Annotated in this window: 11 protein-coding genes and 1 tRNA gene; 1 reads left to right on the top strand and 11 read right to left on the bottom strand. The window is 44.0% G+C overall.

The genetic code is table 11. From position 1 onward, the window contains the following. Window positions 1-491 precede the first annotated feature (491 nt). The 4 genes from AC5O63_RS19305 to AC5O63_RS19290 form a co-directional block, all read right to left on the bottom strand. Window positions 492-1754 (bottom strand): HD-GYP domain-containing protein, encoded by a 1263-nt coding sequence (locus AC5O63_RS19305; protein WP_494505955.1) that lies wholly within the window; start codon window positions 1752-1754, stop codon window positions 492-494. A gap of 119 nt (window positions 1755-1873) precedes the next feature. Further along, window positions 1874-2281 carry a VOC family protein gene (locus tag AC5O63_RS19300; RefSeq protein ID WP_004748178.1) on the bottom strand — a complete coding sequence of 136 codons (408 nt, stop codon included), beginning with the start codon at window positions 2279-2281 and terminating at the stop codon, window positions 1874-1876. Between the two features lie 204 nt (window positions 2282-2485). Beyond that, entirely contained in the window at window positions 2486-4399 is a 1914-nt protein-coding gene (locus tag AC5O63_RS19295; protein WP_494505954.1) for a methyl-accepting chemotaxis protein, read from the bottom strand. Window positions 4400-4883: 484 nt separating this feature from the next. After that, window positions 4884-4968, bottom strand: a tRNA-Leu gene (locus AC5O63_RS19290). 319 nt (window positions 4969-5287) lie between these two features. Here AC5O63_RS19290 and AC5O63_RS19285 point away from each other — a divergent pair. Beyond that, window positions 5288-5764 carry an RDD family protein gene (locus AC5O63_RS19285; protein ID WP_494505953.1) on the top strand — a complete coding sequence of 159 codons (477 nt, stop codon included), beginning with the start codon at window positions 5288-5290 and terminating at the stop codon, window positions 5762-5764. A 64-nt stretch (window positions 5765-5828) separates the two neighbouring features. On the opposite strand, the gene luxS is transcribed toward AC5O63_RS19285, so the two are convergent. From luxS to AC5O63_RS19250, 7 genes are all read right to left on the bottom strand, one after another. After that, a complete protein-coding gene (gene luxS / locus AC5O63_RS19280) occupies window positions 5829-6347 on the bottom strand; it encodes an S-ribosylhomocysteine lyase (RefSeq protein ID WP_171325048.1) in 519 nt (172 codons plus the stop codon). Between the two features lie 24 nt (window positions 6348-6371). Next, window positions 6372-6971, bottom strand: a complete 600-nt coding sequence (locus AC5O63_RS19275; protein ID WP_038197165.1) for a transglycosylase SLT domain-containing protein — start codon at window positions 6969-6971, stop codon at window positions 6372-6374. 9 nt (window positions 6972-6980) lie between these two features. Then, window positions 6981-8549, bottom strand: a complete 1569-nt coding sequence (gene gshA, locus AC5O63_RS19270; protein WP_494505952.1) for a glutamate--cysteine ligase — start codon at window positions 8547-8549, stop codon at window positions 6981-6983. Between the two features lie 108 nt (window positions 8550-8657). Continuing rightward, on the bottom strand, window positions 8658-11516 hold the full coding sequence (locus AC5O63_RS19265) for a M16 family metallopeptidase (RefSeq protein WP_494505951.1): 2859 nt from the start codon (window positions 11514-11516) through the stop codon (window positions 8658-8660). Between the two features lie 9 nt (window positions 11517-11525). After that, window positions 11526-11987, bottom strand: coding sequence for a YqaA family protein (locus tag AC5O63_RS19260; RefSeq protein WP_004748154.1), 462 nt, complete (start codon window positions 11985-11987; stop codon window positions 11526-11528). After that, on the bottom strand, window positions 11981-12931 hold the full coding sequence (locus AC5O63_RS19255; RefSeq protein ID WP_494505950.1) for an NADP-dependent oxidoreductase: 951 nt from the start codon (window positions 12929-12931) through the stop codon (window positions 11981-11983). The genes AC5O63_RS19260 and AC5O63_RS19255 overlap by 7 nt, the downstream gene beginning before the upstream one ends. A gap of 122 nt (window positions 12932-13053) precedes the next feature. Continuing rightward, window positions 13054-14184 carry a sodium ion-translocating decarboxylase subunit beta gene (locus AC5O63_RS19250; RefSeq protein WP_069667473.1) on the bottom strand — a complete coding sequence of 377 codons (1131 nt, stop codon included), beginning with the start codon at window positions 14182-14184 and terminating at the stop codon, window positions 13054-13056.

Genomic DNA, 14184 nt, shown 5'->3' with positions numbered 1-14184 from the left:
ATTTAAGATTTTGTTCGGCTCAATGAATACTGAACATTACATAAAGTAATGTTTGAATTGACTGTGCTGAATCCGAAGATTCAATGGTCACTTCGTTTCATTGAAACCTAAATTGTTTCCGAAGAAACTATTTGGATTATCATCAACGAGTGCCCACACAGATTGATAGGTTTATATTGTTAAAGAACTTTGCTTTGTGAGAAGTTTTTCTCTCAAAGCGGAGGTGCATTCTAGCGAGTTAATTTGAAGAGTCAAACACTTTTTCAAATTTATTTCTCAGAAGCTTTTCACCTCTCTGACTACCGCTGAAGCCTTGTGGCGTCTGCCGTGTCAGTGGAAGCGCATTATAGGGAGTTCCATTTTTAAGGCAAGCAAAAAAATGCATTTTTTTCATAAAAAAAGCCTGACTGAACACTTATCAATCAGGCTCTAATTTACACCCATTTTACACTCAACTTAACCAAGCGTTATCCACAAAATCCTGTGTATAACTAGTCATCAGAGTCGAAGAAATAAGAAATTCGCGAGCGCGGGTTTAAATACTCTCTCACTTTATCTGGCAACTTGGTCGGTAGAATGGCATTAACTATCTTTATCTCTTTCTCTGCCAAGTCGATAATCGGGGCTTGTGTTCTAGGAACTGACGGATCATAGATCAGTACATTAGGGTGAAGGATGTTTTGCGCATTTACTGAAATCACCAAACCAACCATATCATTCGATAACTGCACCACCGTTCCTGGCGGATAGATTCCCATAAACTTGATTAAGAGACTCAGATTCTCATTGTTATAATGATGCTTACAGTTCTTATATAAGTGGGAAAGCGCAACATATGGAATCTTTTGCTCTGAAGGGATATTGCTATGACACAAATTATCATAAGCATTAGCCACAGAGACAATTTGAGTCAGTTCATCTATTTGTTCTTCTTTAAGACCTTCAGGATAACCTGACCCATCGTTTAGCTCATGGTGCTGAGCAATCACGGTTCTGGCACTCTCGGGAAAGCTATCCATATTAGCCGCGATTTCCAAACCATACTTGGTATGTAACTTAAGATAGTTTTTCTCAGGTTCCGTTAAAGGTGTCGGCTTACGTAATATTGCAGTGGGTACTTTTACTTTCCCCATGTCATGAAATAGAGAGGCAAAGGCTACCTCTTTAATCTGGTCCGCACTTAACTGCTTTGCCTTCGCGATCATCATTGCAACGACAGATACATTGAGAGAATGGAAATAGATGTCTTCAAACTCGCTCTTGCCATTCATAAGATGAAGCGTGACGTTATCATCACTCAACAGTTTATCGACTATATCGTTGACTAACTGGCTTGCTTCATCAACGGCTTGTTCAGGACGGTTACGAATCTTGTTCATCACCGCTCGCATTCTCGATAGAGAACGCTCAAACTCTTTTTCACAATTTATGACACGTCTACGGTAAGCGCTGAGCTTTTCAATTCTATCTTGCTTTTCTTTCCACAGTTTTTGCGCCTCAAGATCGATTTCTTCATGCAGAACCTGCTCTACTCCCTCACTCGCCTGTTCTTCCGCTACTGGCAGTGGCTGAGTATCACTCTGAGAGGGGTTAATAAAGACGTGTTTGATCCCCAAATGGCGAATCATGCGAATCTGGTCTTCGTCTTTTATCTTGAAACTATTAAATAAGAAGGGATGCTCATTCCATTTGACCGGAAGTCGAATATGCAACCCTGGCTGTAGTCTATCTACTGTTATCTTGATGCTGGCCACGATCTATATACAACTTATCTTTTACTAACCAATTTATAATTTTAGATGATTGAAAACCTGAATTCATCACGAGTGAATGTTAATGAGAGATCAATAACACGTCGGTTTGTGTCTTTTTGTTACCTGACTAAGTCACAGTTAAGTATCCAACGAACTCCAAACTTATCTTCAACTTTGCCAAAGCGGGCCCCCCAAGGCGCATCGGCAAGTGGCATCATGATATGCCCACCGTGGGACAATTTGTCAAAAACACGTGCCTGCTCGTCAAGGTCAGTCATCACAATAGCAAGCGCGATATTATTCCCACTGCGCTCTTGAGCTAATATTCCGTCAGAGAGCATCAGCTTCATGCCAAATGCTTCAAACTCTGCATGCATTACCCAGTTAGGGTCCGCTCCCTCAATTTGTTGAGGAGCATCTTTAAATAACTGCTTAGTGACTACGACACCTGCAAAACACTTGTGGTAAAAATCGAGCGCTTCTTCACAACGACCAGCAAAAAATAAGTAAGGGGTAAGTTGATACATTCTCTATCTCCATGTTGTTACTTTAAAGATAGACAATCATTTTCTAACTAGCAGAAAATTTTAGCTTTTTCAGTAAAAACTGTTACTCAATACCAAGAAATAAAGTCCCAAAACTTTAGCTACAAACACAGAAAAAGACCGTACATTGACGGTCTTCATTAGAGATTTACTGAGCTTAGCCTATTTACCCAAACACAAATCTAGTTATTGCAGTTTAAATTGACGAACGATTGCTGATAACTGTTGATTACTTTGTGCTAAATCGACAGTACTTGCCATCGTTTGAGAACTATTTGACGTCAGTTCATCAACCATTCCTTGGATTGTGGTCATATTTCGGCTTACTTCTTCAGTGACAGAGTTTTGCTGTTCAGCAGCTGTTGCGATCTCTAAGCCCAAATCATTGATACGTACAATTGAGCTCACCATCAGGTCTAGGCTTTCATTCACGTTTTCTGTCGTTTCAGCAGTTTTGTGGCATCGTTGCTTGGTTTCATCCATCGCTTTAACAACCGTTTTGGTCCCTTCATTAAGGTTGGCAAGCATGTTATTGATCTCAGATGTACTTTGCTGAGTTCTGGCCGCCAGTGCTCTTACTTCATCAGCAACCACTGCAAATCCACGTCCTTGCTCACCGGCTCTTGCCGCTTCAATGGCCGCGTTGAGCGCTAATAAGTTAGTCTGATCCGCGATTTCACCAATAACAGTGAGTACAGAACCAATCTTCTGAGAATCTTCGTTCATTGATTGAATACTGTTAGCCATGGCCTCAACTTCTTCAATCAAATCCGCCACGCTGCGCACTGCACTTGCAACCACCAGCTTTGACTGCTCGGCTTCGTCGTTAGTCACTTTGGTAAATTCCGCCGTCTGAGAAGCACTTTGCGCCACGCTTTCCGCAGTAGAACTCATCTCGTTCATTGCAGTTACAACTTGAGTCGTTTCCATCGCATGGGAAGTCAGGACTTGATCATTACTTTCTGTCTGCGCATTCAGCAATTCAATATTGTCAGATATATGTTTAGAAGATTGAGACACTTCTATCATCATTGTTTGAAGGTTGCCTATGAAAGTATTCACAGCCTGAGCGATCTGACCCAAGTCATCTTGAGTATTCACATCTAAGCGACGAGTTAAATCTCCGTTGCCTTGTGAGAGATCTAATACGGTACTTTTCAGAGCGAGTATTGGTCTATATGCGTAGCTTAGGATGGCAAAGAAAATGACGAAAGAAATGACCAATAAAGTCAGAGCAGTATAAAGGGATGTTTTAAGTGCCTCATCAACTTCTGCATAAGCAATAGACTTGTTAACACCAACTAGTAGATGCCAGCTAACTCTATCATCTAGTGGTAGAGTCTGAAAGAATGCAACTTTTTCGACGCCTCCTAAGCTGTAATCCATCATACCTGTACTTTGTGACAACAAAGCATCAGTTAAAGGATTGAGGTCAGAGAAATCATACAACTGAGTTACACCTGGTACATCGACTTCACCATTAGATGCGATGGTAAGACTAGTCTGATCATACAATCCCATCATAGCCCCTGGGAATGGTGCCTTCCTTACTAGCTCATCAAGCAAACCTAATTCTATGTCAGCTAACAGCACTCCTTTCAATTGACCTTGTGAGTAAAAAGGTTCAGCAACGCTCACCATTAAGCTCTTCGTTAAGGCATCACTATATATATCGGTAACAATAGTCGAACCTTTCTGCTTGGCTTTTTTGTACCAGTCACGAACCCTTGGATCATATTTTGTGAGATCTCTTTTGCCACTGTTATTACCGTAGGAACGTCCATCTTCATAGCCAACCAGTATGTCAGATGCTGGAGATGTATTAGCAATCTGCCTAATCATCAACAGAATCTGGGCATCATTGTAATCGGGAACAAAATCAGGCGCGTTCGATACCAAGCCTGATTTAATGGTATCTATCCAAGTCAAAATTGTGTCACTGGTCGTGCTAATTTTTAGCATCGAGTACTCATTCACTCGTTCATGGATAGACGAAGAGATTTGTCGATAAGAGAGGAAGCTGGATACTGTCAAAGACACCGTCAGTAATAGTATAACGACGGCAATGATTCTTCCTTTAAAGCTATGCAGAACATTCATATCATTTACCACTGTTTTATAAATGAGACGAATGTAACACCATGATTAAGTAATGCTCGCTATTTGCATTCAACTTTTAATATTGATCACACTATTAACAAACCTAACAACATACTGATAAGTCATTGTAAATATTGATTATTAATCATTAGATAGTGTGGGAGTTTGAATTTTTGGCCCCGTAGAATGCAATGAGCCATCAATAATGGAAATGTCTCCCCTATGTTTGAGAGACCAGCAAAGCGGTAAAAAGCTTGGTTTATTTCGGTATTTAGTTAGTTGGACTAGAGTTAAATAGGCTAGCCCTTTGGAGTTAGCTAGTTTGCGAAAGAGCCGAAGAAAATTATAGAGAGCTCTCAAGAAGTCGGGTGAAGGAAAGTAGATTCAGCAACGATAGTTCAACAGGGGTGCTTGAACAATGCAGCTCAGTAGATATAAGCCCCAAAACGACGAAAGGCCGCTATAAAAGCGACCTTTCTATGTATGGTACCGGTGGGCGGACTTGAACCGCCACGCCCGAAGGCAACGGATTTTGAATCCGTCGTGTATACCAATTTCACCACACCGGCATCTTAGGACTTTGTCCTTTGATGCTTCGCATTATACGTATGCATTTAAGCTCTGCAAGGAGAAAAACCTTAGATAACCGTTGTTTGCTGATAATTTCGCCACGTTTCTGCAATTTTTGTCTTACTCGTAGCAATGCTGGCCTGCTATTGGGTCTAAAAAGTGCCAAACCAGTAGATAAAAACCTAGCTAGAGAAACCGCTCACTGAAGCGCTATCGGTCTCACTTCACGAATTGAAAAGTCTGTGGGCAAACTCTCTTTTCAGCGCTTTAGGGACACTATATTCTGTCGGCTTATTTTGTTTTAAGTAAGTGAGTGTTATGTCTGCAACAGAGGCATTGCCACCAGCAGGGCTTTTTCGCCGCCTTGGTGCGCTGTTATATGATGGATTAATTATCATTGCTGTAGAAATGATGGCGGCGGGTGTTGTCGTCGCAATTTTACATGCTTTGATGGCAATGGGACTGTTTGGCCTTGGTGGGTTTGAGGATGTCAGTGACTTTCTAACTAACCATCCAATTTGGAGCCCTATTTATACTGCTTACTTAGCCTTTGTTTGGATCTACTTCTTTGTCTTTTTCTGGACTCGCGCAGGCCAAACGTTGGGGATGCGAGCATGGAAGTTGCACATGCGCAGTAATGATGGCTCTCCGGTGACTGTGACTCAGGCGTTGATTCGCATCGGTACTTCAGGTTTTGGCCTAGCGAATTTGACTGTACCAATCGACCCTAAAAAACGCGGTTTTCACGATATATGGGCCAAGACCCAAGTCGTCGTCCTACCAAAAGCTAACTAGCGTTTGGTTAAGTACATACAAAAAGGGAAAGCTAAATGCTTTCCCTTTCGCTTTTATCCGATAGCTAGTCTATTTTAAGCTCTTTTAGCATCTCTTCTGGCAGCGCTAGCTCATCATTTTTATTAACCGAAACTCCGGCCGCAAGAATAGCTTCAGCAATCTGTTTCGCTTCATCTAGCGAGTGCATGGCCGCCGTACCACATTGGTACTCATTGAGTTCTGGGATTTTGTTCTGGCTTTCAACTTTTAACACATCTTGCATTGCAGATAGCCAAGCATCGGCGACTTGCTGCTCTTGCGGCGTACCAATCAGGCTCATGTAAAAACCTGTACGACAGCCCATTGGAGAAATATCGATAATTTCTACAGCATCACCATTCAGGTGATTACGCATAAAGCCAGCGTAAAGGTGCTCTAGAGTATGAATCCCTTTCTCTGACAAGATATCTTTATTTGGTGCGGTAAAGCGTAGGTCAAATACCGTAATGGTGTCACCTTTTGGTGTCGTCATGGTTTTTGCCACACGAACAGCAGGTGCATTCATACGTGTGTGGTCTACGGTAAAACTATCTAATAACGGCATTGTACTTCTCCATGTTTACTGCTCTTAAAAGAACCAGCTTCTATTGTCTTCTAATTCTTGTCGGCACTGCTTGAGTTGCCAACCATAATCCTTTGCTTGTTGCTCCACTTTACGAGCGACTTTCACCAATGAAGGCTTACTTTGATAGCTTTTTCTTTTAAAGCCCCCGCGCCCTTCATGATAAGCGAGATATTGATTATAGGCATCCCACTTAGATACGCCCAACTGCTTTTGCGTGGCATCCGTATACCAGCCAACAAACATCATTGCGTCTGAAAAATCGGTTCTCGAACCACCATGATTGGTCGCCTTCTGAAAATCTTCCCATGCAGGGTCTTGAGCCTGCGCATAACCATAAGCACTGCTCACACGCCCCCAAGGAATGATGCCTAGAATATAGTCTTTCGGCGGTCTGGCATCATGGCGATAGCTGCTTTCTTGCTTGATAAACGCCATGGCGACCTGAATAGGGGTTCCCCACTCTTCTTGCATGTCTAACGCATCGTCATACCAATCTGGTTTTTCACGAAATATTTCGCACAGGTTGGTCTGATTTTTTGGTGGCGCAGTGGCACAACCACCTAACACCACCAAACTAAGGATGACAACTAACGTCCTTATCACTTTGCTACCTTAAGCTTTTAAGTAAGCGAAATACTCTTCGAGGAATTCGTCAAAGCTCTGTTTGTCTGCTGCTTCTACTTCTGTCTGGGCAACACGAGAACGCTCTACTTCTTGCTCCATCTCAGACTCACTATAGAGACGATACTGATGCCCTAGATGCTGCTGACGGTACTCTTTACCAAATTCACAACCAACTTTACCTAAACCACCAAAGCGCTTGGTATCTTCAAGTAACTGACCAGAAATGGTTTGCTCTGGATTATCAATCCACGAAAGCAGTTTATAGCAAACCGCCTGATATTCGTTACCACCATTCGCCGCGTCCATTTTCTCAGCGATTTGGGTCAACTCAACAAACACACGCTTTGCCCAATCTTGTAGCGTTAGAATCTCACCTTTACAACCGATTTGCAGCTCTAAACCGTGTTTACGACCTTCTACGATGACCTTATTCCAGTTTTCACGCCAACAAGCTTGCTCGCAGTGATCCATCGGCTCTGAATCAGTTAGGGCTGCCCATGTTAAAAATAGGTCTAAGAAGCGAACTTGATCTTCATTGATACCAATTGCGCTGTATGGGTTTACATCAAGAGAGCGAACTTCGATATATTCCACGCCACCACGAGCTAACGCTTCTGATGGCTTTTCACCTGACTTAGCCACACGCTTAGGACGAATTGGTGCATAAAGCTCATTTTCGATCTGGAGTACATTGCTATTAAGCTGACGATACTCACCTTCAACCTTAACGCCGATTTCCGCAAACTCTGGCGACGGAGTACGAATCGCTTTGTTCAAGCCTTCCAAATACTCGTCGAGGCTGTTGAAGCCAATCTTCAAGGCACTTTGCGCACTATTGGTGTAACCCAGATCGCTCAAACGTAATGAAGTTGCGTGAGGTAGGTACAGCGTGCCGCCAATACTTTCAAATGGCAGTTTGGTTTCGCGCCCTTGGATAAATGAACCACACAAAGCCGGAGAAGCGCCAAAGAAGTAAGGAATTAACCAGCCGAAACGGTAGTAGTTTCGGATCATACCGAAATAAGCCTCTGACTTACTATCTTGTCTGTCTTCATCGCTTTGCTCACCAAACAACTGATCCCAAAAAGACTCAGGGAATGAAAAGTTAAAATGAACACCTGAAATAATTTGCATCAAACTGCCGTAGCGATGCTTGAGACCTTCTCGATACAGGGTTTTCATTTTTCCAGAGTTAGAAGAACCGTACTGCGCTAGATTGATGTCATCTTCACTGCCTACGTAACAAGGCATAGAAAGTGGCCACATTTTCTCTTCACCTAACTTAGTTTGAGTAAAGTGATGAATGTCCTCTAGCTGAGCAGTTAAGGTGGAGATGTTGCTTGATACCGGCGTAATAAACTCTAGCAGCGACTCAGAAAAGTCAGTGGTGATCCAGTTATTGGCGTAAGCCGAGCCTAGCTCCACCGGATGAGGGGTTGTTGCGAGGTGACCATCTTGGTGGTATCGCAGCGTCTCACGCTCCACACCACGTCCAAAACTCTTAAATACTTCTTGGTTTTGTGCAACTCGCTCCAGTCGCGCAGCAAATTCAGTCAAAATGAGGTTCGCTTATATCTGTAGTTCGGTTGTGATCCCAAACTGGCTAAACAAATTATAAAGGGTGACCAAAATCACCCTTTAGCTATGCACTATGTTATGTGTACTCTAGCGGATGATTTCAAGCTCTTCTATCGGAATCTGTAAACTTTCTAGCTGAGGTTTTAACGTTTTCGCATCACCAACGACAATAATTTGGTACTCATCCGGGGCAAACCATTTGTTTGCTAACCCATCTAAGGTCTTCTTATTAACGGTTTCTACGATTTCGTTTCTCTGCTTTAGGTAATCTTCATCTAAGCTGTACGCCAGAATACTATTAAGTAGTCCTGTTTTCTGTGAAGGCGTTTCATACTTTAACGCATCTTGTTGACCGACCGCTAAGCGCAAAAATTTCATTTCATCATCGGTCATACCATTTTTACTGTACTCTTCGAGCTCTTTTTGCATTTCGACAATTGAGGGCACCGTTGAGTCTGCACGAACTTGCGCTGAGAAAATTATCGCACCGACTTCTCGGTTTGCCGCGAGATAACCGCTTGCACCATAAGTGTAGCCTTTATCTTCACGCAAATTCTGGTTAATACGACTATTGAAGTTACCCGCCAAGTTAAAGTTAGCTAACTGAGTTAAATACACTTCGCCTGTCGCATCAAACGGTAACCCTTGACGAACCATACGTACCACACTTTGCGGAGCGCTCGGCTTATCGATGAGATAGATCTTCTGCTGATCGAGTGGTTTCACCAATTGCGGTCTTAACAAGGGAGCAAATTCACCTTGCCAGTTGTCGATAAAGGCCAGCTCTTTTTTCACTTGGCGTTTATTGATGTCACCGACCACCACAATTTGCGCACCTTGTGGCGTGTAATGCTGTTTATAGAATTCTTTAACATCATCTAAGGTTAAGCTAGATACAGAAGCTTCTGTACCATCATTGGAACGTTGATAAATCGAACCAGCGAAAAGGACTTGTCGCGTCGCCTGAGAAGCCATCCAACTTGGTTTTTGATGCTGATAAACCAAACCTTCTAACATCTGTTTCTTCAAGCGGTCGAAGTCCTCTTGACGGAAAGCCGGTTTGAATAACACTTCCTCGACGATCTTCAGCGTTTCGGTAAGGTTCTTTTCCAGACTTGAAACAGAAATGCCAGTGGTATAGTTACCCGCATCAATCGAAACTGTACTACCTAGGGTATCTAACCGAGCTTGCAGCTCTTCCAAGCTAGAGTCGAGTGTCGCCTCTTGCATCATTGCAGCAGTTAAATTAGCCAGCCCTTCTTTCCCTTTCACCACATAGCGTTCTCCAGCAGGGAAGCTAATATCCAATTGAACGGTTGGCGTTTCGGAGCTGACCGTACCAAGTAGCTCAGCGCCATTGTCGAAGTAAAGGTGATACAACTCTGGCATTTGAGCTTTCACCCCTTGAGCAACTTCAGGCATCACAGAGCGGTCAAAGGTATCTGTCGCACGACGATAAGCTAACTGCTCTTCGGTCACTTTTTGATACTCTGGTAGAGTTCTCGGTGGCGTAACAAAGGTAGCCGGTTTAGCCGCTAATTCAGTTTTTCCACGCGGAACGACACTGAGTGCCACTTTATGGTGACCGTTAACATAAGTTTTGTATGCTGCCATGACAGACTTTGGCGTCACCGCTCGAATTTGCTCTAGTTGGGTTTGAATCCGATCAGGCGTATCGAAGAAGGTTTCGTTGGAAGCAAGTTGAGTTACCTTGCCACGAACACTTTGTAGTGCAAATACTGCGTTAGCTTCCGCCATACCGGTAATCTGCTCTAATCGCGCCTCATCGACACCTTTCGCTTCAAATTCATCTAAAGTTTGCATCAACTCCTGATAAAGCGGCTTGAGTGCTCCTTTTTCTCCAGATGGTGCCATCGCATATACATAGAAAGTACAAGCCAGCTCTGCACAATCTTGGAAAGCCCCAGCATCTACTGCTTTTTGGGTCTTTACTAGCTTTTGATAAAGCAGACTGTTTGCTCCACTGCCTAATACGTTAGCCAAAGCATTGATCGACGCCTGCTCTTCAGCCCCGTTATACTTTGTTGGCCAGCCAATCATCAGCATCGGTTGCTGAATACGATCTTCTAATGTGATGTAACGATCTTCGCTCAGCTTTGCAGGCTGTTTAGGTGCGCGCTCAACTTCAGGCCCGGCAGGAATAGAACCAAAATATTTGTTTACCCACTCTAAGGTCTGCTCAACGTCAATGTCACCGCCTATGGTCAGTACCGCGTTGTTTGGGCCATACCAACGAAGAAAGAAAGCTTTAAGGTCGTTCACATCGACCCTATCTAGATCTTCAACATATCCAATGGTTTGCCAAGAATAAGGGTGGCCCTCTGGATACATGGCTTCCCCCATTCGCTCCCACATCAACCCATACGGGCGGTTGTCATAGTTCTGCGCACGTTCGTTTTTAACCGTATCGCGCTGAATTTCAAACTTACGTTGTGAGACAGCATCAAGTAAAAAGCCCATTCGATCAGACTCAAGCCAGAGCATTTTCTCTAGCTGATTCGATGGCACTGTTTCAAAGTAGTTGGTGCGATCTCGGTTCGTCGTCCCATTAAGCGTTCCGCCTGCTTCGGTTATGATCTTAAAGTGCTGTTGGTCACCAACATTCTCACTACCTTGGAACATCATATGCTCAAAAAAGTGAGCAAAGCCTGATTTACCAATCTCTTCACGCGCCGAGCCAACATGATAAGTCACGTCAAGGTGAACAAGTGGATCGGAGTTGTCTGGTGATAGGATCACCGTCAGACCATTATCTAGCTGATATTTTGAGTATGGGATTGTTGCCTTACCAGGTTGAGCTGGTACTTCTTCAACGAGAGTAACGCCTTGTGGCAATGAAGATAAAAATGAAACAGAAGAGAGGTTGTTGGAGCTACAACCATAAAGTGCGACAAGAGAAATAGCACCAAGCCAAATCTTTCTCATGACATCCCCTTAGAAAAATCCGTAAAAAATTGCTGCAAGTAATGAGTATCGAAGCGCTTTGCCAATCAATATAAGCCAGAAACATGGCCAAAAGCGCATTCGAAGCCAACCTGCGGCTAAACATAAAGGGTCACCGATTATCGGTAACCAACTAAAAAGAAGCGACCAATAGCCGTATTTATTGAGCCATAATAAAGCTTTATGACCATGTTTTTCATTTTGAGTTCGGTTTGGTAACCATAAACCTAACCAAAAGTTGGTCAAGCCACCGAGCGTATTACCTAAAGTGGCGACAAGAATGATTAGGGGAGTTGAAAACTGATTGAGACTTAATGTGGCAATCAAGCCAGCTTCTGAACCACCAGGCAATAAAGTGGCACTGAGGAAGCCGCTTAAAAACAGAACCCACAGTGCCGAATCAGAAAACCATAGAGCGAAAGATTCAAAAGCGCTGTTAAACGCTTCTAGCATTGCATATCAAGCAAAACCTTGCCTCTCGTGTGCCCTGTTTCAATCTGTTTATGTGCTTCGACCACTTCTGTCATTGAATAAACCTGTTGGATCTCTGTTTTCACTAAGCCAACGCTGACCATATACAATAAGGCATCGAGTTGCTCTGGGTTTGGATCAACTAGCATACCTGTTGCTTCAAAGCCAAGTAGTTTGGCTTTCTCACAGATAAGTTCAGCGGTAAGTGTTGGAACTGTAACGACTTTAGCACCATCTTTTAGGCATTTCAGTGCATCAAGCGCTGCATCACCACCAACCAGATCGATCAATACATCGGCTTCCTCTACACGCTCTGAAACAGGTGCAAATTGGTAGTTGACTGCATGGGCACCTAATGTAGCCATATAATCTAAGTTTGCCTCACTACAGGTGGTGAATACCTCGGCTTTTGCCGCCACAGCGACTTGAATCGCAATATGACCAACGCCACCTGCCCCAGCTAAAATCAGTACTCGATCCCCCTCATGCACACCTGCCTTATCCAATGCTTGAACCGCTGTTTGACCAGCCAAAGGTAAAGCTGCCGCCGCTTCTAAAGTGACGGAATCAGGCACTAGGCTAAGTGCGCCCTCAGGTACACATATGTATTGGCTATAGCCACCACCAGCCAAAGGAAACCCAACAAAGCCCGCGACGTTATCACCCACGGAGAATCGCTCACTGCTTTCGCCTAAAGAGGCGACTTGACCAGAGATGTCATAACCAGGCACCCAAGGCAAGTTATCTTTGTTTTCAGACGCGGCCCAGCCTAGCCCAGCTCGTGTTTTCACGTCGATAGGGTTTACGCCAGAAAAATGTACTTTAACCAGTACTTCACCTGCTTGTGGCTGTGGGATCGGTGAGGTCTGAGTAACAAGAACGTCTGGGTCACCAAATTGAGAGATTGCGATTTGTTTGTTTTCCATTTCTTCATTTCCCTATCGGTACAAAAAAGGGATGCGATAGCATCCCTTTGAATATATACCATTTATTGGCAGCAAGTTAACCACTTGCTCTCAAATTAACCAATTACTAACGCTAAAGGCGATTAACCAACCAGTGCTAGTAGGATACCCGCGGCAACAGCAGAACCAAGTACACCTGCTACGTTAGGGCCCATTGCGTGCATCAGTAGGAAGTTTTGCGGGTTGGAATCCAAGCCGACTTTATTCACCACTCGCGCCGCCATTGGTACCGCAGAAACCCCCGCTGCACCAATAAGAGGGTTAATATCCTCTTTAGAGAACTTGTTCAGTAGCTTAGCCATAAGTACACCGCCGGCAGTACCAATACTGAAGGCTACCGCACCTAAAGCCAAAATACCTAACGTCTCAACGTTAAGGAACTCTTCTGCTTGAAGTTTAGAACCAACACCAAGACCAAGGAAGATGGTTACGATATTGATCAACTCGTTCTGAGCTGTTTTTGATAAACGATCGACCACACCAGCCTCACGCATCAAGTTACCAAGACAGAACATACCAACCAGAGGAGTTGCCGCTGGCAAGAACAGAATCGTCATCAGCAGTACCGCGAGTGGGAACAGAATCTTCTCAGCTTTACCCACGTGACGCAGCTGCGCCATCTGAATCTTGCGCTCTTCTGGCGATGTTAACGCCTTCATAATTGGTGGCTGGATGATTGGCACCAATGCCATGTAGCTGTATGCAGCAACAGCTATCGCACCCAAAAGATCCGGTGACAATTGGCTCGCCAAGAAGATCGCAGTTGGTCCGTCTGCACCACCAATGATGGCGATTGAAGCCGCATCTGGCATGCTAAACTCCATGCCCGGCACATAGTTAAGCAAGATCGCACCGAATAGGGTGGCGAAAATACCAAACTGCGCTGCGGCACCTAACCAAAGCGTTTTGGGGTTAGCGATCAAAGCACCGAAATCGGTCATTGCACCAACACCCATAAAGATCAATAGCGGGAAGATCCCTGACTCAATCCCCACGTAGTAAACGTAGTAGAGTAAGCCACCTTCATCGGTAAAACCCGCATTGGGAATATTGGCTAAAATAGCGCCAAAACCAATAGGTAGCAGAAGTAATGGCTCGAAGCCTTTACGAATAGCCAAAAACAGCAGAGCACAACCAACCAAGATCATACAGATCTGGCCAAACTCAAAGTTAGCGATCCCTGTTTCTGACCATAAGATCATTAATCCTTCCAT

The organism is Vibrio sp. SCP2, assembly GCF_059295395.1.
The sequence above is the reverse complement of the archived record's forward strand: the minus strand, read 5'-3'. Positions and strand labels throughout refer to the sequence as shown.

Excerpts from the sequence above, each read along its gene's own strand:
- AC5O63_RS19295 (WP_494505954.1), bottom strand. The coding sequence starts at position 4,399 with ATGAATGTTCTGCATAGCTTTAAAGGAAGAATCATTGCCGTCGTTATA.
- AC5O63_RS19250 (WP_069667473.1), bottom strand. The coding sequence starts at position 14,184 with ATGGAAGGATTAATGATCTTATGGTCAGAAACAGGGATCGCTAACTTT.
- luxS (WP_171325048.1), bottom strand. The coding sequence starts at position 6,347 with ATGCCGTTATTAGATAGTTTTACCGTAGACCACACACGTATGAATGCA.
- AC5O63_RS19265 (WP_494505951.1), bottom strand. The coding sequence starts at position 11,516 with ATGAGAAAGATTTGGCTTGGTGCTATTTCTCTTGTCGCACTTTATGGT.
- AC5O63_RS19255 (WP_494505950.1), bottom strand. The coding sequence starts at position 12,931 with ATGGAAAACAAACAAATCGCAATCTCTCAATTTGGTGACCCAGACGTT.
- AC5O63_RS19300 (WP_004748178.1), bottom strand. The coding sequence starts at position 2,281 with ATGTATCAACTTACCCCTTACTTATTTTTTGCTGGTCGTTGTGAAGAA.
- AC5O63_RS19260 (WP_004748154.1), bottom strand. The coding sequence starts at position 11,987 with ATGCTAGAAGCGTTTAACAGCGCTTTTGAATCTTTCGCTCTATGGTTT.
- AC5O63_RS19285 (WP_494505953.1), top strand. The coding sequence starts at position 5,288 with ATGTCTGCAACAGAGGCATTGCCACCAGCAGGGCTTTTTCGCCGCCTT.